This window comes from Mucisphaera sp., assembly GCF_965279675.1.
Classification (GTDB): domain Bacteria; phylum Planctomycetota; class Phycisphaerae; order Phycisphaerales; family Phycisphaeraceae; genus Mucisphaera.
Window position 1 is genome coordinate 364,553 of the sequence record NZ_CBDIIJ010000002.1, and the last position, 16,811, is coordinate 381,363.

20 protein-coding genes are annotated in these 16,811 nt (G+C 62.9%); 7 read left to right on the forward strand and 13 right to left on the reverse strand.

The window, feature by feature from the left end; translation table 11 throughout:
* Window positions 1-62: 62 nt before the first annotated feature.
* The 4 genes from ACQZAB_RS01590 to ACQZAB_RS01605 all read right to left on the reverse strand — a co-directional run bounded on the left by ACQZAB_RS01590 (window position 63) and on the right by ACQZAB_RS01605 (window position 2,838).
* On the reverse strand, window positions 63-539 hold the full coding sequence (locus ACQZAB_RS01590) for a single-stranded DNA-binding protein (RefSeq protein WP_428386487.1): 477 nt from the start codon (window positions 537-539) through the stop codon (window positions 63-65).
* Between the two features lie 55 nt (window positions 540-594).
* Window positions 595-1,122 carry a 30S ribosomal protein S6 gene (gene rpsF / locus ACQZAB_RS01595; RefSeq protein WP_428386489.1) on the reverse strand — a complete coding sequence of 176 codons (528 nt, stop codon included), beginning with the start codon at window positions 1,120-1,122 and terminating at the stop codon, window positions 595-597.
* A 160-nt stretch (window positions 1,123-1,282) separates the two neighbouring features.
* Window positions 1,283-2,398 (reverse strand): lipoyl synthase, encoded by a 1,116-nt coding sequence (locus ACQZAB_RS01600; RefSeq protein ID WP_428386491.1) that lies wholly within the window; start codon window positions 2,396-2,398, stop codon window positions 1,283-1,285.
* 122 nt (window positions 2,399-2,520) lie between these two features.
* A complete protein-coding gene (locus ACQZAB_RS01605; RefSeq protein WP_428386492.1) occupies window positions 2,521-2,838 on the reverse strand; it encodes a hypothetical protein in 318 nt (105 codons plus the stop codon).
* 283 nt (window positions 2,839-3,121) lie between these two features.
* Between ACQZAB_RS01605 and ACQZAB_RS01610 the strand changes: the two genes are divergently transcribed.
* Complete coding sequence (locus tag ACQZAB_RS01610; RefSeq protein WP_428386494.1) at window positions 3,122-3,697, forward strand: acetyltransferase; 576 nt, start codon at window positions 3,122-3,124, stop codon at window positions 3,695-3,697.
* 1 nt (window position 3,698) lies between these two features.
* Here the strand turns inward: ACQZAB_RS01610 and ispF are convergent, their stop codons facing one another.
* Both ispF and ACQZAB_RS01620 read right to left on the reverse strand, forming a co-directional pair.
* Window positions 3,699-4,202: a 2-C-methyl-D-erythritol 2,4-cyclodiphosphate synthase gene (gene ispF / locus ACQZAB_RS01615; RefSeq protein ID WP_428386495.1), complete on the reverse strand. Its 504-nt coding sequence runs from the start codon at window positions 4,200-4,202 to the stop codon at window positions 3,699-3,701.
* A 116-nt stretch (window positions 4,203-4,318) separates the two neighbouring features.
* Complete coding sequence (locus tag ACQZAB_RS01620) at window positions 4,319-5,701, reverse strand: sigma-54-dependent transcriptional regulator (protein ID WP_428386496.1); 1,383 nt, start codon at window positions 5,699-5,701, stop codon at window positions 4,319-4,321.
* Window positions 5,702-5,757: 56 nt separating this feature from the next.
* Here ACQZAB_RS01620 and ACQZAB_RS01625 point away from each other — a divergent pair, with 56 nt between their 5' ends.
* The 4 genes from ACQZAB_RS01625 to ACQZAB_RS01640 are packed head-to-tail and all read left to right on the forward strand — an operon-like array spanning window position 5,758 to window position 8,681.
* Window positions 5,758-6,567, forward strand: a complete 810-nt coding sequence (locus tag ACQZAB_RS01625) for a menaquinone biosynthetic enzyme MqnA/MqnD family protein (protein WP_428386498.1) — start codon at window positions 5,758-5,760, stop codon at window positions 6,565-6,567.
* Window positions 6,568-6,623: 56 nt separating this feature from the next.
* Window positions 6,624-6,917, forward strand: coding sequence for a type II toxin-antitoxin system Phd/YefM family antitoxin (locus ACQZAB_RS01630; protein ID WP_428386499.1), 294 nt, complete (start codon window positions 6,624-6,626; stop codon window positions 6,915-6,917).
* On the forward strand, window positions 6,914-7,225 hold the full coding sequence (locus ACQZAB_RS01635) for a hypothetical protein (RefSeq protein WP_428386501.1): 312 nt from the start codon (window positions 6,914-6,916) through the stop codon (window positions 7,223-7,225). The genes ACQZAB_RS01630 and ACQZAB_RS01635 overlap by 4 nt, the downstream gene beginning before the upstream one ends.
* 4 nt (window positions 7,226-7,229) lie before the next feature.
* Entirely contained in the window at window positions 7,230-8,681 is a 1,452-nt protein-coding gene (locus tag ACQZAB_RS01640) for a hypothetical protein (protein ID WP_428386502.1), read from the forward strand.
* 30 nt (window positions 8,682-8,711) lie between these two features.
* On the opposite strand, the gene queD is transcribed toward ACQZAB_RS01640, so the two are convergent.
* From queD to folK, 3 genes are all read right to left on the reverse strand, one after another.
* Complete coding sequence (gene queD, locus ACQZAB_RS01645) at window positions 8,712-9,074, reverse strand: 6-carboxytetrahydropterin synthase QueD (protein ID WP_428386503.1); 363 nt, start codon at window positions 9,072-9,074, stop codon at window positions 8,712-8,714.
* 130 nt (window positions 9,075-9,204) lie between these two features.
* Window positions 9,205-9,918, reverse strand: a complete 714-nt coding sequence (locus ACQZAB_RS01650; protein WP_428386505.1) for a radical SAM protein — start codon at window positions 9,916-9,918, stop codon at window positions 9,205-9,207.
* Window positions 9,915-10,469 (reverse strand): 2-amino-4-hydroxy-6-hydroxymethyldihydropteridine diphosphokinase, encoded by a 555-nt coding sequence (gene folK / locus ACQZAB_RS01655; RefSeq protein ID WP_428386506.1) that lies wholly within the window; start codon window positions 10,467-10,469, stop codon window positions 9,915-9,917. The genes ACQZAB_RS01650 and folK overlap by 4 nt, the downstream gene beginning before the upstream one ends.
* 69 nt (window positions 10,470-10,538) lie before the next feature.
* Here folK and ACQZAB_RS01660 point away from each other — a divergent pair, with 69 nt between their 5' ends.
* Window positions 10,539-11,309: a phosphoadenylyl-sulfate reductase gene (locus ACQZAB_RS01660; RefSeq protein WP_428386507.1), complete on the forward strand. Its 771-nt coding sequence runs from the start codon at window positions 10,539-10,541 to the stop codon at window positions 11,307-11,309.
* Between the two features lie 72 nt (window positions 11,310-11,381).
* Here the strand turns inward: ACQZAB_RS01660 and ACQZAB_RS01665 are convergent, their stop codons facing one another.
* From ACQZAB_RS01665 to ACQZAB_RS01675, 3 genes are all read right to left on the reverse strand, one after another.
* Window positions 11,382-12,353 (reverse strand): Brp/Blh family beta-carotene 15,15'-dioxygenase, encoded by a 972-nt coding sequence (locus tag ACQZAB_RS01665; RefSeq protein ID WP_428386509.1) that lies wholly within the window; start codon window positions 12,351-12,353, stop codon window positions 11,382-11,384.
* Between the two features lie 54 nt (window positions 12,354-12,407).
* Window positions 12,408-13,190, reverse strand: a complete 783-nt coding sequence (locus tag ACQZAB_RS01670) for a bacteriorhodopsin (RefSeq protein WP_428386511.1) — start codon at window positions 13,188-13,190, stop codon at window positions 12,408-12,410.
* A 140-nt stretch (window positions 13,191-13,330) separates the two neighbouring features.
* Complete coding sequence (locus ACQZAB_RS01675) at window positions 13,331-13,924, reverse strand: DUF1802 family protein (protein WP_428386513.1); 594 nt, start codon at window positions 13,922-13,924, stop codon at window positions 13,331-13,333.
* 66 nt (window positions 13,925-13,990) lie between these two features.
* On the opposite strand from ACQZAB_RS01675, the gene ACQZAB_RS01680 reads away from it, so the two are divergent.
* Window positions 13,991-14,482, forward strand: coding sequence for a hypothetical protein (locus ACQZAB_RS01680; RefSeq protein WP_428386515.1), 492 nt, complete (start codon window positions 13,991-13,993; stop codon window positions 14,480-14,482).
* Window positions 14,483-15,011: 529 nt separating this feature from the next.
* On the opposite strand, the gene argS is transcribed toward ACQZAB_RS01680, so the two are convergent.
* Window positions 15,012-16,763 carry an arginine--tRNA ligase gene (gene argS, locus ACQZAB_RS01685; protein ID WP_428386517.1) on the reverse strand — a complete coding sequence of 584 codons (1,752 nt, stop codon included), beginning with the start codon at window positions 16,761-16,763 and terminating at the stop codon, window positions 15,012-15,014.
* Window positions 16,764-16,811: the final 48 nt, after the last annotated feature.

Here is a 16,811-nt window from a genome sequence, read left to right on the forward strand (position 1 = left end):
TCACAACATCGACCGGCACACCAGCAAGCGCGGGCCACAGCAGCCCACATCAAAATGTTCAATCAGAACGGAATGTCGTCCTCGGGAATCGGCTCGTGGCCGCGACCGCCGCTGTCGTTGCTGTAAGAGTCGCTCCGCGACCCCGCATGCTCACGCTGCGAACGCCCGCCACCCTCGTAGCCACCGCCGCCGCCACCGCCGCCATCACGCGGGCCGACGAATTCAAACGTATCGATCACCACCTTCAGCTTCGAGCGCTTGTTGCCCTGCTTGTCTTCCCATGCCTCCCAACGCAGCTTGCCCTCGATCATGATCGGCCGACCCTTGGCGAAGAACTTGCCGATGTTCTCGGCCGTCCGACCAAACGCCGTGCAGTCCACGAAGTTCGCCCGATCCAGCAACTCGCCGGTCTGGCTGTTCTTGTATCGCTCGTTGACCGCCAGACGGATCTCACAAACCGGCGTGTTGCTGGGCAGCATCCGCATCTCGGGGTCCCGAGTCAGGTTGCCCATCAGAATCACTCGGTTAAAGCTCGGCATTGCGGCCTCCCAGTCTCTGTGGATCACGACTCGCGACCCTCAGCGACGTGCTGATTTAGTCTTCTTTGGTCTCGCCGGCCGCTTCGTCGGAAGCCGCCGCTTCGGGCTCGGCCACCGCCGTCGCCGCTTCTTCGCTCTCAGCCGCAGCCACGGGCTTCGCCTGAACCGCCAGCGACTCCGCAGAACTACGCGGGGCCTCTTCACGACGATCACGCAGCTTGGCTTCGGTCTCCGCCGCCCCCTCGGCTTCCTTGATCGCCAGCTCGATCTCGGTCTCACCCATGTAATCCGCCTTGAGCACCATCTGACGGAGGATCAACTCCGACAGCTTGCAGTCACGCTCAAGACCCTGCAGGTTACGAGGCGGCGCCTTGAAGATCGCCAGGAAAAACGTCCCACGCTTCTGACCGTTGATCGAGTACGCCAGACGACGCTCTTCCCACTTCCGCAGAACGACAATCTCGGCCTCGGCACGGTCCAGCAGACCGCGGAGATGTTCCACCACCCCGCCAAAATCGCTGGCCACCGCTCCCTGCTCGGCAAGGAACATCCCCTCATACAAAACCTTGGACGTATCAGACATCGATCGAGCTCCTGATCTGCCGCGTCCCGGTCACTCTGGCGGAGTCCATCCAGAGCTGGGTCCAGTGCCGGGCCGCGTGGCGAATCGAAGAAGATAACCGATCCCCCAGCTTCCATCAAAAAGCCGGCCCAGGCCCACCCAGACAACCCGAGAACGCGATTCAGGCCCCAGCCGGACGCTCCAGCTGCAGTGCCTGCTCATCCGCGTGATAGCTCGACCGCACCAGCGGCCCGCTCTCGACGTGCCGCAGCCCCCGCTCCCTGCCATAAGCAGCGAAAGCCGCGAACTGCTCAGGCGTCACCCACCTCGCAATCGGCAGATGATCCCGCGTCGGCTGCAGATACTGCCCGATCGTCAGGATATCGCACGTCTCATGCACCCCCGGATACCGAGCCGCCGGATACCGCTTCGCAGCAGCCCGTGGCTCAGCCGACACCGCCCGAACCGGCTCGCGCTGCCACGACTCGTCATAAGGCAACGCCCGCCAGGGATCAGGAATCGCCATCGGATCCACTTCCTCACCAACCCCCCCATCCATCGCCCCCACACCCGGCACCGCCACCCGCTCCGCCACGTCCTCGATCAGCTGGTGAACCTCCTCGTCCTCCTCACCGATCCCCACCATGATCCCCGTCTTGACCGTCAGCCCCTGCTCCTTGCCCCGACGAAGCACCTCCAGCGACTGCTCATACTTCGCCTGCGGACGCACCGCCGGATACAACCGCGGCACCGTCTCCAGGTTGTGATTCAGGATCTCCGGCCGCTCATCCAGCACCAGCTGCAACGCATCCCAGTCCCCGCAAAAGTCAGGAATCAACACCTCCACCTGCGTCCCGGGCGACTGCCGACGGATCTCCCGGATCGTCGCCGCCCAGATCGCCGCCCCACCATCCGGCAGCTCATCCCGGTTCACCGACGTAATCACGATGTGCTTCAGCCGCAGAATCGCCGCCATCTCACCCACACGCCGCGGCTCATCCGCGTCGTACTCGGGCGGGCGCCCGGTCTTGATATGACAGAACCCACACGACCGTGTGCACACATCTCCCAGAATCATCAGCGTCGCCGTCCCCCGAGCCCAGCACTCGCCCATGTTCGGACACTTGGCCGACTCACAGACCGTATGCAACGCGTGCTCATCCACCAGCGACTTCACCCGCTGATACCCCGCCCCACCCGGCATCGGTGCCCGCAGCCACGAAGGCTTCTTACGACGCACATAATCCGCAGGGTCCGGAGCCTGACTGAGTATTTGATCAGAAAGATTGATCCGCATACCAACAGTCTAGACGAGCAGGCCCGCACAAACACAACGAGCTCCATCGCATTCACCCGAATTCAGACACACGAATAGCACGTAGCCCCGGGCAGAAATGGCACAGAACCCGAAGGCTTCGATCAGGCTGGCGTCACATCCACAAACCGTGAAACCGAAGCCAGGTCACGCAGCACATCCACGGTCGCCAGAACCGTGCCCTGCTCACCCGGCAGACAACGCACGTGCTGCTTCTTGGGAATCCGAGCAACCCAAATCCGCCCGCCACGATTCGTGTCACGGTTGTGCCGATCACGGGCCCGACGCTGCCGTTTCACATGCTCAGCGTTCGCCGCATCCTTGTTCAGCACGCGAACCAGCGTCTTGCGAGCCGCCTCGTTCGTCGGCTGCATCTTGATTTTCACCACCACCTGGGTGCCGGGGGCAATCGCATCGGACATCATCAATTCCTCGGGTACGCGGTTCGCTGTGTCGAGTCACATAAGGTCCCAAATGACAGAAAGAAAGTCAAACCCGAGGAATGTATCACGTTACACCAGGCGGCTTTGAAGTCATAACTAACGCATTGTAAACAATATAAGGGAGAATACTTATGGTCTTTCATCACAGACTAACTGAACCGCCGATATGATCCACACCAGCCAGCGGCATCCCCCGACTGGAAACCAAGTTGGCACTGTAATGAAGAAAATCATCGTCTTTGGCGCTGGTGGCCATGGCCGCATGGTCGCAGAAACGGCTCAGCTGCGCTGGCCGGAAACCGATATCGCCTACTACGATCAGAATCTCTCCGGCACCGCCATCGACGGACGCCGCATCCAGCCCTGCGACGAAATCGACCCCGATGTCCCCATCGCCCTAGGCATAGGCGACAACCAGGCACGGACCAGAATCCGCAACTACGTTATCAGCAAGGGTTTCGACCTCCTGCTCGTCTCCCACCCCAACTGCCTCATCAGCCCCTCCGCCGAATTCGGCCCCGGCTGTTTCTTCGGACCCAACGCCATCGTCCACACCCACGCCAGGCTCGGAGCCGCCGTCGTCATCAACTCCGGAGCCATCGTCGAGCACGAGTGCACCCTCGCCGACACGGTCCACATCGCACCGGGCGCTGTTCTGGCCGGGAGTGTCACCGTAGGCGAACAAACGCTCATCGGCGTCGGTGCCCGCGTCCTCCCCGGCATCACCATCGGCAGCCATGCCACCATCGCCGCAGGGGCCGTCGTCACCGAAGACATCCCCGATCACGCCACCGCCATCGGTGTCCCGGCACAAATCCGGCAACCCGCCGACGAGTGAACTACGCCACCCCCTCCGCCGCCTCCAACAACACCACCACATGGCACCCGATTGCGCGACCCTCGCCGATGGCGTCCACCCGCTCGTGCGTCTTCGCCTTCAGATTCACATCCTCCACCGCAGCACCCAGCAACCCCGCCAGATTCCGACGCATCGCCGCCTTGTGAGGCGACAGCTTCGGCCGCTGCAGCACCACCGCCACATCCAGATTCACGATCACGTACCCCGCCTCGCGCATCCGCTTCGCCGCCTCCTCCACGAACACCCGCGAATCCGCCCCCTTCCACCGCGGGTGATCGTCCGGAAACAACTGCCCGATGTCCTCCTGCCCCAGTGCCCCCAACACCGCATCCGTCACCGCGTGATACACCACATCTCCATCCGAGTGCGCCGCACACCCCCGATCATGCACCAGCCGCTCACCCCCCACCACCAATGGCAGACCCTCCTCCAAACGATGAAGGTCAAAGCCGTATCCAACGCGGTTCCTCTTTTTGTTTCTCAAACTCTCGCTCTTTCCCGTTGTACGCCTCGCGTATCCCGAAACACCCGAACCAAAGCTGCACCGCGAATCACCCAGACTGTTTAGCCCAGAAGACGCAGACAACTATCATTGCACACTCACTTAAGGCCGTACTCCTTCAGCTTGCGGTACAGCGTTCGCTCACCGATACCAAGCGCCTTCGCCGCCTGCTCCCGGTTCCCCGCCGTCACCCGCAGCGCCTCCCGGATCGCACGCTTCTCGATCTGATCCAGGCTCATCGCGTTCGGGTCCTCCGCAAACATCCCATCCTCGTTCGCCGCCGGCCGGATCTCGCTCGGCAGGTGTCGCGGCTCGATCCGATCCCCCTCCGTGATCACCAGCATGTTCTGCACCACATTGATGAGCTGCCGCACGTTGCCCGGCCACGCATAGCCCGACAGCGCCAGCTGCACATCCTCTGCCACCTCCGGCACCGACCGTTCGTACTCCCTTGCGAAACGCTCCACAAAGTGACGCACCAGCACCGGAATATCCTCCCGCCGCTCACGCAGCGCCGGCAGTGTCACCTCCGCCCCCTTGATCCGGAAATACAGGTCCTCCCGAAACTCCCCCTTGCTCACCAGCTCAGCCAGGTCCCGGTTCGTCGCCGACACCAGCCGCACGTCGACATGTTTTGTCTCGTTGGAGCCCAAACGAACCACCTCGCCCGACTCCAGCACCCGCAGCAGCTTCGCCTGCATCGCCAGCGGCATGTCCCCCACCTCATCCAGAAACAGCGTCCCGCCATCCGCGTACTCAAAACGGCCCTGCCGCTCCTTGTCCGCACCGGTAAACGCCCCCCGCACGTGACCGAACAGCTCATCCTCCAGGATCGACTCGCTCAGCCCCGCGCAGTTAAGCGGGACAAACGGCTTCCGTGCCCGCTTCGAGTTGTTGTGCACCGCCTGCGCCACCAACTCCTTCCCCGTCCCGCTCTCACCCAGAATCAGCACCGGGATCGTCGTCGGCGCCACCTGCCGCAAACGCGTGATCACCCCCCGTATCCCCGACGAATCCCCCACGATCCCCTCAAAGCCATACTTCTCGTCCAGCCGCTGCTGGAGGTCCGTGTTCTGCGCCCGCAAAAACACCGTACGCAGCGCGTTCGTGCAGAGCGTCCGGAACACATCCAGATCCAGCGGCTTCTCGATGAAATCAAACGCCCCACCACGGATCGCCTTCTTCGCCGTCGGCACATCCCCGTGCGCCGTCACCATCACCGTCTCCGCGTGCGGCTGACTCATCCGCGCCGCCTCCAGCACCCGCATCCCGTCATCCTCCGCATCCATCACCAGATCGGTCACGATCAGATCGAACTGCCCGTGCTTCAGCTCCTCCTCCGCCGCCGCCCGATCGTGTACCAGCGTGCACACATGGCCCAGCCGCCGCAGCGCCTCGGCCATCACCTCCGCGTGATCCTCCTCGTCATCCACCAACAGCACCTGCGCCGTCGGGACCTCGTAATCGCTCGTTTCTGCCATTTCGGCATCTTAGCGATCCACCCTACCTCCATGTCGAACCTACGATATCGCAACCCATGCCAATACCCCCCTCCCCCCCTTACCACCTCGGCTGCGTCAGCTATCTCAACGCCATCCCACTCATCGCCGGGCTCCAGGAAAAACACCCCGACCTGCTCCGCATCAGCTTCGACGTCCCCGCCAGACTCGCCGACGACCTCCTCGCCGGCCGCTACGACCTCGCCCTCTGCCCGGTCGCCGACTACATCCACCACCCCAACCAACTCCGGCTCGTTTCCGAAGCAGGCGGGATCGCCTGCCACGGCCCCACCCTCACCGTCAAGGTCTTCGCCCGCAAGCCCTTCACCGACTGCCGCACCGTCGCCGCCGACACCGACTCCCACACCTCCGTCAACCTCCTCCGCCTGCTCTGGCCCCACCACAGCCAGCACCCGCTCGCACTCATCCCGACCAACTTCAACCAGACACCCGCCGACACCCTCCACACCGACGCCGCCCTGCTCATAGGCGACAAAGTCATCACCGCCCCGCCACCCACCGACACCTACCCCCACACCCTCGACCTCGGCCAGGCCTGGCGGGACCGGACCAGCCTCCCCTTCGTCTTCGCCACCTGGATGGCCCGCCCCACCACCAACCTCGCCGACCTCCCCCAGCACATGGCCGCCCAACTCGCCTACAACCTCACTCGACTCCCCGCCCTCGCCGCCCAGGCCGCCACCGACAAACACTGGCCCCCCGACCTCGCCCTCCAGTACATGCGCGACATCCTCCACTACCCGGTCGGCCCCGACGACCTCACCGCCATCGAACGCTTCCAGAAAGACCTACACCAGATTCAGCCGGCAACCCATATCAACCATTGAAAACCCACCATCGCACGACGATAATGACCTGTACATTCGAACGTACAGGAGGCCACATGGTCCGTTCCACCGACATCACCAGCTTTACCGAATACCGCAACCGGCTCCGCGAGCACCACGATCACATCCGCGAAACCGGCCGCCCCCTCTTTGTCACCAACAAGGGCGAAACCGAAGCCGTCGTCCTCACGCCCCAGGTCTTCGACGAACTGCTCGACCTCGTCGACCTCTCAGGCGTCCTCAAGGCCATCGACCAGGGCGAAACCGACCTCACAAAAGGCCGCTCACAGAACGCCCTGGACGCCATCAAAGCGATGGCCTCTGACAACGGCTTGGACATCAAGCCTTGATCTATCGCGTCGAGATCACCCATAGCGCCCTCAGCGCTATCCAAACACGCATCGACTTCTACCGCTCCGAGAAGGTCTCGGAGATCACCCTCAGCCAATGGATGCAAGGCCTCTTCGATCGCATCAGCAGCCTTCAGAACGTCCCCGAAGCCTATCCCGTCGCCGAGAAAGTCTCACAACACAAAGCCCAGACCATCCGACGCATGAACCACCGCGAACTCGCCATCTACGACCGAGTCAAAACCGATCAGCACCTGGTCGAAATCCTCGCCATCAGGAATGGTCGCCAGCGACCAGGCCCCATCTAACCCCATGCCCCGCCGCCTCAGCCAGACCTTCCGCTGCTCGCCCCTGCAGGATCTGCTCGGCCAGCTCCTCCGCGCCCCCGCCACCCGCCGGTCCGAACAGATCCTCCGCCTCGAAAAACTCCACGACACCCTCGACCCCGCCCGCACCTACCCGCTCGACTTCCTCGCCTTCCAGATCACCGGCTACCGCCCCGAAGCCTCCGAACCCACGCTGCTCATCGGCGAAGCCGCCCAGCCCGACCTCCGGCTCATGATCGACGCCCTCTCCCACATCACCCCCGACCCGCCAGCCGCGACCGCCGAGCAAACCGCCAACCACCTCCGCCCCAGCGCCCTCGCCAAACGCTGGCAGATCAGCACCAAAACCCTCGACCGCTACCGACGCCTGGGCCTCCGCTGGCGCTGGCAGGCCAACCCCGATGGCCAGCCCCGACTCATCTACCCACGCCAGGCGATCGAGCACTTCGAACAACACCACGCCGACCGGCTCGCCCGCGCCGCCGGCTACGCCCAGTGGACCCGCGCCCAACGCGATGCCGCCCTCGACCGCGCCAGACAAATCGCCGCCCGCTGCCGCCAGCCCACCAGCCTCACCCCCAACCGGCTGGCCCAGCACCTCGCCCGCAGAACCGGCATCCCCTCCGAAACCCTCCGCCGCGCCCTGCTCCGCGCCGGCATCCCCAACAACCACCGCTCCTCCCGCCTCACCGATCGCGACCGCGCTATCATCGCCCGCGCCCACCGCCGAAAGATCGACGCCGGCAGGATCGCCAGGCGCTTCGGCCGCAGCCGCGCCTCCATCTACCGCATCCTCCAGACCGCCAAAGTCCAGCAGCTCCGCGACCTCCCGATCCTCCACGCCCCCTCCGCCAAACCGCTAAGCGACCAGGCCCTCAAGCAGCCCGACCCCAAGCCCGCCGACCAGGCGCTCGGCACACCCCTCACCCACCTGCCCCATGCACTCAAGCCCCCCTTCTCACACCCCGCCGCCACCAGTACCAGCGAGCAGGCCTGCCTCACCCACGCCCACCGCCTCCGGGCCACCGCCGATGCCCGACGCCAGCAACTCGACCCCGCCCGACCCAAAACCGCCGACATCAAGGAGATCCACAAACTCCTCCACCGGGCCGACCGCTGCCTCGCCCTCGTCGCCAGAGCCCAGCCCGCCCGGCTGCTCGCCAACGTCCGCAGGCAGCTCGCGGTCGATGACAACACACCCGTCCGCGAAGCCTCCCGCGGGCTCCTCGACTCACTCACCCACGGACTCGACGAACTCGAAGAAGCCCTCGCCCAGTACGACCCCTTCCAACCTGTCCCCTTCGATCGCTACCTCCAGCTCCGTTGGCAGCGGCGCCTCGCCCAACCCGCCACCGGCCGCGCCCGCCGACGCACCGACCCCGAGACCCAGACCGAAGACATCCTCGCCCGCTGCCGCGCCCTGAACATCATGGACTAATCCGAGAGACCCGGAAGGCCACAACGTCGGCTACTCCCCCGCGTACTCCGCCGAACTCGTGCACGTCTCCCGCACCCGCACCCGCTCCAACTCCGCCAGGTCCGGCTTCACCCGGTCGTAAACCCACTTCGCCAGCATCTCCGCCGTCGGGTTCTCCAACCCCTCAATCTCATTGAGCAGCCGGTGATCCAGCGCCTCCTTGATCGGCTCCAGCACCGCCTTGACCTCTCCGAAATCCCGCAGATACCCCTTCGCCGGATCGACCTCCCCCGAAATCACCACCTCCACCTTGAACGAGTGCCCGTGCAGCCGCCGACACTTGTGCCCCTCCGGAAACGTGGGCAGCCAGTGCGCCGACTCGAAATCAATCACCTTGGTCAGACTGATACGCATCCGAGCAACCTACTAAATCTCAACGAACGACGACGCGGAATCACGCCCAGCAAGTACGCAGCGGCAGTTGGCGAATGAAGCGGGCCATGCGAAAGAGCTGGTGCGGGGGTGCGGGGGTGCGAGGGGGGGGCTAGACGCCCCGGGCCATTGGGTCCCAGATCAGCTTGTGAAGCTGCGTCTGGAAACGCACAGGCAGATGATCCTCCAGAATCCACACCGCCAGATCGGCGACCGCCAGCCCCGGACAACCCAGAATCTCCAGCCCCGGCTTCATCTCCGCGACGGCACTCATCAGGATCGCGTTCACCCGGTCGGCCAGCCCGTGCTCACGGATCATCTCTCGCGCCCATTCGTAGTCCTCCCGCGAGGTCAGCACAAACTTGATCTCGTCCCGCTCGGTCAGAAGCGGCAGGTTCTCCCACAGATTCCGATCCACCTCGCCCGAGCCGGGCGTCTTCAGGTCCACAATCCGGATCACCCGCGGGTCGATCCCCGCCAGCGAACAGGCTCCCGACGTCTCGACCAGCACCGTCTTGCCCATGTCCGCCAGCCGGGTCATCAGCGTCCTGGCGTGCGGCTGCAGAAGCGGCTCGCCGCCGGTCAGTTCCACCAGGTCCCAGGGGCCATTCACGACCCTGTCCGCCTGCTCGATGATCTCATCCAGCGTCATCCGCTGGCCCTCGTGGAAGGCGTATTCCGTGTCGCAGTACGTGCAGCGGAGGTGGCAGCCGGTCAATCGGATGAACAGACAGGGCAGCCCGGCCCGGGTCGACTCGCCTTGGATCGACCAGAAAATCTCGTTCACCCGGAGGCTGGGCAGCTTGGCGTCGACCCCTGCACTCATCGTCGGGCCTCCGTGGCAGAAGCCTCGTTAAAGACCCCGATCAAACCCTCGGATCCGACCGCTAAACTCATTTCTTTAATGGTTTTAGATAGCACTGGATGCCTGAGATCGGGGGCGAGCTCGGCAAGGGGGCTCAAAACAAAAGAACGCTCGTGGAGCCGGGGGTGGGGAACCGTAAGCTCCTGCGAATCCATCACTTGCTCGCCATAAAAAAGCAGGTCGACATCAAGCGTGCGCGAATCCCACTTAACCGGGGAGAAAGCGGGCCGTTTTCGCTCGGTTTCGAGCCGTTTGGCTTCAAAAAGCACCGTTTTCGGCGACAGGTTTGTGCGCACGGCGAGCACCTGATTCAGGTACGGCCCCTGCCCGGGAGCACCGATCGGCGCGGTCTCGTAGACCCGGCTCCGGCCGACCACCACGGTCTCGGGCCACCGCTCAATGCCCTCCCGGGCCGCGCGGAGGTGGGCCACGCGGTCGCCAAGGTTGGAACCCAGGGCAAGATAGGCAAGCTCAGGCAACGATCGATCACTCCAAGGGCTGATGGCGATCAAAAAGCAGGGTCGGGGTGCAGAAAGGAATGGTACGCCTTGGTCGGGCATTGGCCTAGTATGATCGCACCTGTGAGCCAGACCATGACCCAGCCCGAGAACGCTCAGACAACCGCGACCTTCGACCTCGCGGCGGAGAACCCGCGCGTGGAGGCGATGTCGGCCGAGCAGATCGTGGCCTGGGCCGGCGAGCGCTTCGGCGACGGGCTGATCCTCAGTTCGAGCTTCGGGGCGCAGTCGGCGGTGATGCTGCACCTGGTAACCCGGGTGCTGCCGGACATCCCGGTGGTCTGGATCGACACGGGCTATCTGTTCCCGGAGACGTACACATTCGCGCAGGAGCTGACGGATCGGCTGAAGCTGAACCTGAAGGTCTACGGCCCGGCGATGACGCCGGCCCGGTTCGAGGCGCTGCACGGCAAGACCTGGGAGCAGGGCGTCGAGGGACTGGATGCCTATCACAAGGTCTTCAAAGTCGAGCCAATGCAGCGGGCGCTGCGAGAGCTGGGCGCGACGGCCTGGTTCGCCGGTCTGCGGGCGGAGCAGTCGGACACGCGGAAGTCGCTGGCGACGCTTGGCGAGCAGGATGGGATCATCAAGGTGCACCCGATTCTCCGGTGGACCACCAAGCAGGTGCACGACTACCTGACGGACCACGATCTGCCCTATCACCCGTTGTACGAGAAGGGTTACGCCTCGATCGGCGACGTGCACTCGACGCGGCCGATCACGGCGGGCGAAGACGAACGCGCGGGCCGGTTCGGCGGCCTCAAGCAGGAATGCGGGATTCACATACCCGAGAGCGCGGAAGAAGCGGCGTCTCGGGATGCATCGGGGTTGTAGTCACTCTCTTGAATTCGTGACCGCTTACCCAAGTGTGATAGGTGAGACTTTTTGTGCGATCTGCTCTCGGTTTCAGGCTTTTAGGGTCGTAAGCTTGCCGCTGCTGGGGGTCGTCGGGCTGGGAGCCTCGGCAGGTTTGGTCGTGAATAGGTTGTGCGTGGTCATCAGGTCGAGCGCGTGGTGCGGTGGCGTCGCAATCATGAAGGAGAGGATGATGGCTGTGGCGACTGTCTCCAGGTTGATGGTGGTGGTGTGAAGAAGGAGATGGCAAGCGGGGATGGCGAGCAAGGCAGGAATCAGCCAGGGCAGTGACGCGAGGTGGAGTTGCCAGAAGGAGATTCCGAGTTCTTCACTGAGCCGTTTGGTGTGTCGGAGGCTGTGGATGGCGAAGAAGTAGACAGCGATGGTGAAGAGCGGCGGCGCGGTGAGTCCGAGGATGAGCACGAGCGCGTGCTCTGTGATTTCATGATTTCGTGCACTGCGGCTAACTGTTTGTCTGAAGGACATGATCGTCAGGCTGAGCGCGGCCGGGATCAGGATGACCAACGCGATCAGGCTGATTATGGACTCGGATAGGGGAGCTTGTGAGCCTGCGATGATCGCGAAGGGTCGGGTGGCTTGTCCTGGGTTGGCTACGCAGACAGAGGCGACGAGGACGAGACCGCGTGCGAGCGCGTAGCTGTGCATCCCGATCGCTGGCCGGGCACTCTGTGTTCCGCGGTGGTGAGCGTCTTCGAAACCAAAGTGCCAGGCGGTGAGGACTAGAAACAGGACTGCAGCCAGCCACGGGGCTGCGAGTACACCCGCGAGGCAGCAGGCCATGGCGAAGGTGTAAAAGGCGGTTACTTGTGACAGGCTGCGGATGGCCCCGCGGCGCTTGAGTTGTTTGAGAAGGGGCCAATCCATCGCGCCGTGAGGCATGCCGAGAAGTGGAAGCGAGAGGATTAACAGCCAGTACGCGGTGGCCTGGGCCAGTGTCGGGCTGAGCCATGCGGCCGGGATCGCCATCAGCAAAATGAGTTGGGTGGTACGCGGGCTGGTCATCGAAGACCCCAGCCCGCTTTTGAGCGGGCTGGGGCTGAGTCGTGGTCTGTGGGATCAGGCTTCCTGGTTGGTGTTCCTGGCTTCAGCCAAGACTTTGATGCCCTGGTAGCAGACGAGGCCGAAGAAGACCTTGTTGATGACGTCGGCGACGTTGTAGAGGATTTCGCGGTAGGACTCGCCAGAGTCACCTGAGAGAGCCATTAAGAAGCCGATAGGGTAGATCGACCAGCCGACAAGGATAAACAGTCTCAGCGTTTTGAGGCTGTCCTGGATCGAAGGCGGGGCAGACTGCATGGCGGTGTTGACCTGGGTGTAGAGGACGAAAACGATGTAGGCCCAGGCGAGGCAGGAGAGGATGTAGAAGGCCCACCAGTTGGTTCCACCAATCGGACTTTCCTCGGCGATCCATGCGAGGATCAGCATGGCCAGGGAGGCGAGAGACAGGTTGACAAAGAGGCCTCTTGCCTTTTTGCCGAGATTCAGCAGGAGCGGGAACTCCATCAGCAGCAGCGGGACTGTGATGAGCCAGTCGATGTAGCGGTAGGCCGTGGGGAAGGCGGCGATGGTCGCACCGGCGATGCGTTGGCCGTTCTCGTCGTAGAGGCTGGCAACGCCTTCGGCATAAATTCCGGACATGCGAAGATAGTGATAGCAGGCGACGCCGCAGATGATCGAGGCAACGGTCATGACGTTTTGATATTCGAGAGGTACGGCGTTGCGTTGCATGAAGAAATAGGCGGCTCCGGCACCCATGGCGACGGTTCCAACCCAGAAGAGATACATCGTGATGCCTTCGATGCTCATCCCGGCTGAGAGGGCCCTCATCGTTGTAGACATGTCGGCTATTACAATTGCGTCCATAGAGCGTGCTCCTAATGAAATGCTCGTGTGATTGGAGAGACAGGAATAGAGTTGAGACATAATGAGATTAGGGGCGTCGCGATGATGAGTCAGGAAAGTTACCTAGCCTGTAGCGGCTATTGACTGGTTCTGCTTCGCGTTCTAGCAAGTGCGTTTTGGAGGCGGGTCCGGGCTTCGGTGAGTTGGTCGTCGCTGAGAGCGGGGGTGCCGGTGGCGGGGATGGTTTCGTGTTCGGGGCGGAGGGGGACCCAGGAGCGGCAGCCGCGGTATTCGGGGTGGTTCTCGACCCCCCCCACCGGGGCGGGCAAGCGCACCACGCGGAGGAGGACAGCGTAGACGGGGCGGTCGGGTTTGTAGTCGAAGCGCATGTCGATCATCGACTGGGACCAGGGGAGGAGGTCGCGGAGGGGATCGAGCTGGGCGCGGTCGGGGACGTGAAGGATGGCGGCGGCTTCGGCCCAGGCGTGGAGGGTGATTTCGTTGGGTTCGGGCATGGGAGTGGCGTCGACGAGGGGGCGGAGGTCGTCGCGGAGGCCTTGGGGTTTCTGGTGCTCGTAGGCGGGGTAGAGGAGGAACTGGGGGTGTTCGAGTTCGAAGACGCCTGGGCCGGCGGGCTCGTGGATCCCGCCTTTGCGGAGGGTGAGGCAGACGTGGCCCTGGGCGAGGAGGGTGGTGATGGCGGACCAGTCTTTGAGGGCGGTGGTGAGCATGGGGGGAGCTATTATGACCTGCGGGGAGATTTAAGTGCGCTGTTAGCGTCAAAGAGCACTGTAACCATGTCCTACAACTGGCAGACTGAGATAACTGATTTCTGGGTTTGGTTCGCAAGTGAAGAGGCGCTCTTGCGTCAGGCGAGTGAACTTCCTGAGGTAGTCCATCTCATCAGTGATCGCGTAGATCAACTTGGTGATTTTGATTGGGAGATCGGTCCAGATTCGGATCGTACTGAGTGCTTATTTTTTGCACTTTCTCCTGGAAGATGTCGAGAGAAACTGTCGGTGACTCGACGTATTGTCGAACTTGCGCCCGATGTCGATGGTTGGATTTTTCGTCACGCAAAACCCAGAAAAGCATGGTTTCAGCGGTTCACTTTGCCAGATTCAGAAGGTGTCACACATGTTCTTGATGGATCAACTGCTACCTATGCATTGGTTAGATTTGGAGAGGATGACTATGACGTCTACCTGTCATCTGACTGCTTCGAAGTTCTTCCTGTAGAGCTACGTCAAGATGCTGCTGAGCTTTTTGGTGGAAGGCGAGATCGGTGAAGAATTGATGATCCTAATGATCAAGAATGTAGTTGTTGGTTTTGATCATGACGATGAACTGAGAAAAAAGACCACTCGTATTCAGCACTTACGAGATCATCTCGAACAGTCTAATTCGGGTGTCTAACACAGTCTGGTGAATCATCTGTGTGCTAGAAATAGATACCGTGTATTTGTGATCGGCACGGCTTTTTCACCTCTGGCGGAAGAAAACGTGGCACCCGGATCAGGCTTGTGAGGTGCTTGGTTCTGTGGGCAGCGAGCTGCCCACAGCCACTGGGGGTTGTTGGTGGTCGGGGCCCGGGCCGACACGGCCCGGCTCACCGGGTTGCGTTTGAGGGCGGGTATGGGTTGATTTTTCTTGCAGTTTGCCTGCTGGTGGTGGCCACGGCCGCGTTGCGGCCGGGCTCAGTGTCGGGGTTTGTTGGTGGTCGGTGCCCCGGAACTTCCGTTCCGGGCTCGTTGGAGGGACCTCGGCCGCGTCGCGGCCGGGCTCAATGTTGGGCTTGTTGCGTCGTGGTCGGCCTAATTACATCTGTTCGACGGTTTGGATGCCGAGGAGGTTGAGGGTGATTTTGAGGGTGTTGGCGGTGTGGGCGCAGAGGGCGAGGCGGGCGGCTTTGGTGGGTTCGTCGTGGGCCTTGAGGACGGGGCAGTGTTCGAAGAAGCGGTGGAAGTTGGCGGCGAGTTCGTAGGCGTAGGTGCAGAGGCGATGGGGTTCGAGGGCTTTGAGGGCGCCGTCGAAGGTGTCGGGGAAGCGGAGGAGGTGGAGGGCCAGATTCTTCTCGTCGGGCTCGGTGAGTTGGAAGGGGGCGTTGGTGACGGCGGCGGGGTCGAGGTCGGCTTTGCGGAAGATGGACTGGATGCGGACGTAGGAGTAGATGAGGTAGGGGGCGGTGTTGCCTTCGAGGGCGAGCATGCGGTCCCAGTCGAAGACGTAGTCTTTGATGCGGTCGTTGGAGAGGTCGGCGTATTTGAGGGCGGCGATGCCGACGACTTCGGCGATGTGCTGGCGCTGGTCTTCGGTGAGGTCGGGGTTTTTGGTGGCGACGGCGTCGTGGGCGCGTTGCTGGGCTTCGTCGATGAGGTTGATGAGCTTGATGGTGTCGCCTGAGCGGGACTTGAAGGGTTTGCGGTCGGGGCCGAGGACGGTGCCGAAGGCGACGTGGTCAAGGCTGACGTGGTCGGGGAGGAAGCCGGCCTGTTTGAGGGCCTGGAAGACCATCGCGAAGTGGGGTGCCTGGCGTGAGTCGGTGACGTAGATGGCCTGGGTGATGCCCAGTTGTTCGATGCGGTAGAGGGCGGCGGCGAGGTCGGTGGTGGCGTAGAGGTACCCGCCGTCGGACTTGCGGACGATCATGGGGAGGGGGTTGTCATCGCGGTCGGTGAAGCCTTCGGGGTAGATGACGGTGGCGCCCTGGGATTCGGCGAGGTGGCCGGCCTGGTCGAAGCGTTCGAGGGTATGGGCGAGCTGGTCGTTGTAGAAGGATTCGGGGCGGATGTCGTCTTCGGTGAGGAGGACGTTCATGCGGCTGTAGACGGCGGCGAAGTAGGACTTGGAGAGGTCAATGAGTTGCTGCCAGCGGGCAAGGGTGTCGGGATCGCCTGACTGGAGGGCGACGACGCGTTGGCGGGATCGTTCGGCGAAGTCGGGCTCGGCGTCGAAGCGGGCTTTGGCCTGTTTGTAGAACTGGTCCAGCTCTGCGACCTCCCCCCCCGCATTCGGAGACGACTGCGCTGCTTGCGATTCATGGTCCAGTAGGTTTTCGATCAACATGCCGAACTGGGTGCCCCAGTCGCCGAGGTGGTTCTGGCGGATGGTTTGTCGTCCGGCGAAATCGAGCATGCGGGCGAGGGCGTCGCCTATGACGGTGGAGCGGAGGTGGCCGACGTGCATCTCTTTGGCGACGTTGGGGGCGGAGTAGTCGACGACGACGGGGTCGGCGGGGAGGACCGTGATGCCGAGGCGGGGGTCGGTGCGTTGCTCGGCGAGCTGGTCGGCGAGGAAGTCGGGTTTGAGGGTGATGTTGATGAAGCCGGGGCCGGCGATGTCGAGTTTGTCGGCCCAGGGGGCGTCGAGTTGTTCGAGGATCTGCTCGGCGGCTTTACGGGGTGGCTGACCGATTTTTTTTCCGAGGGCCATGGCGAGATTGGCCTGGAGGTCGCCAAATTTGGGGTTGGAGGAGGGTTTGAGGATGGGATCGGTGTTGGCGTGTTCGGGTCCGAAGGCGCTTGAGGTGGCCTGCTGGAAGGCGGCGGTGAGGGTGTTGGTGAGGGTCATGGCGAGAGGATAGCGGTTGGTGGCGGGTTTGCGGAGGGGGTGTGAGAT

Excerpts from the sequence above, each read along its gene's own strand:
- ACQZAB_RS01670 (WP_428386511.1), bottom strand. The coding sequence starts at position 13,190 with ATGTCTACAACGATGAGGGCCCTCTCAGCCGGGATGAGCATCGAAGGC.
- ACQZAB_RS01590 (WP_428386487.1), bottom strand. The coding sequence starts at position 539 with ATGCCGAGCTTTAACCGAGTGATTCTGATGGGCAACCTGACTCGGGAC.
- ACQZAB_RS01600 (WP_428386491.1), bottom strand. The coding sequence starts at position 2,398 with ATGCGGATCAATCTTTCTGATCAAATACTCAGTCAGGCTCCGGACCCT.
- ACQZAB_RS01605 (WP_428386492.1), bottom strand. The coding sequence starts at position 2,838 with ATGTCCGATGCGATTGCCCCCGGCACCCAGGTGGTGGTGAAAATCAAG.
- queD (WP_428386503.1), bottom strand. The coding sequence starts at position 9,074 with ATGCGTATCAGTCTGACCAAGGTGATTGATTTCGAGTCGGCGCACTGG.
- ACQZAB_RS01610 (WP_428386494.1), top strand. The coding sequence starts at position 3,122 with ATGGTCGCAGAAACGGCTCAGCTGCGCTGGCCGGAAACCGATATCGCC.
- ACQZAB_RS01620 (WP_428386496.1), bottom strand. The coding sequence starts at position 5,701 with ATGGCAGAAACGAGCGATTACGAGGTCCCGACGGCGCAGGTGCTGTTG.
- rpsF (WP_428386489.1), bottom strand. The coding sequence starts at position 1,122 with ATGTCTGATACGTCCAAGGTTTTGTATGAGGGGATGTTCCTTGCCGAG.
- ACQZAB_RS01625 (WP_428386498.1), top strand. The coding sequence starts at position 5,758 with ATGCCAATACCCCCCTCCCCCCCTTACCACCTCGGCTGCGTCAGCTAT.
- ACQZAB_RS01680 (WP_428386515.1), top strand. The coding sequence starts at position 13,991 with ATGTCCTACAACTGGCAGACTGAGATAACTGATTTCTGGGTTTGGTTC.
- ACQZAB_RS01650 (WP_428386505.1), bottom strand. The coding sequence starts at position 9,918 with ATGAGTGCAGGGGTCGACGCCAAGCTGCCCAGCCTCCGGGTGAACGAG.
- ACQZAB_RS01630 (WP_428386499.1), top strand. The coding sequence starts at position 6,624 with ATGGTCCGTTCCACCGACATCACCAGCTTTACCGAATACCGCAACCGG.
- ACQZAB_RS01675 (WP_428386513.1), bottom strand. The coding sequence starts at position 13,924 with ATGCTCACCACCGCCCTCAAAGACTGGTCCGCCATCACCACCCTCCTC.
- ACQZAB_RS01640 (WP_428386502.1), top strand. The coding sequence starts at position 7,230 with ATGCCCCGCCGCCTCAGCCAGACCTTCCGCTGCTCGCCCCTGCAGGAT.
- argS (WP_428386517.1), bottom strand. The coding sequence starts at position 16,763 with ATGACCCTCACCAACACCCTCACCGCCGCCTTCCAGCAGGCCACCTCA.
- ACQZAB_RS01665 (WP_428386509.1), bottom strand. The coding sequence starts at position 12,353 with ATGACCAGCCCGCGTACCACCCAACTCATTTTGCTGATGGCGATCCCG.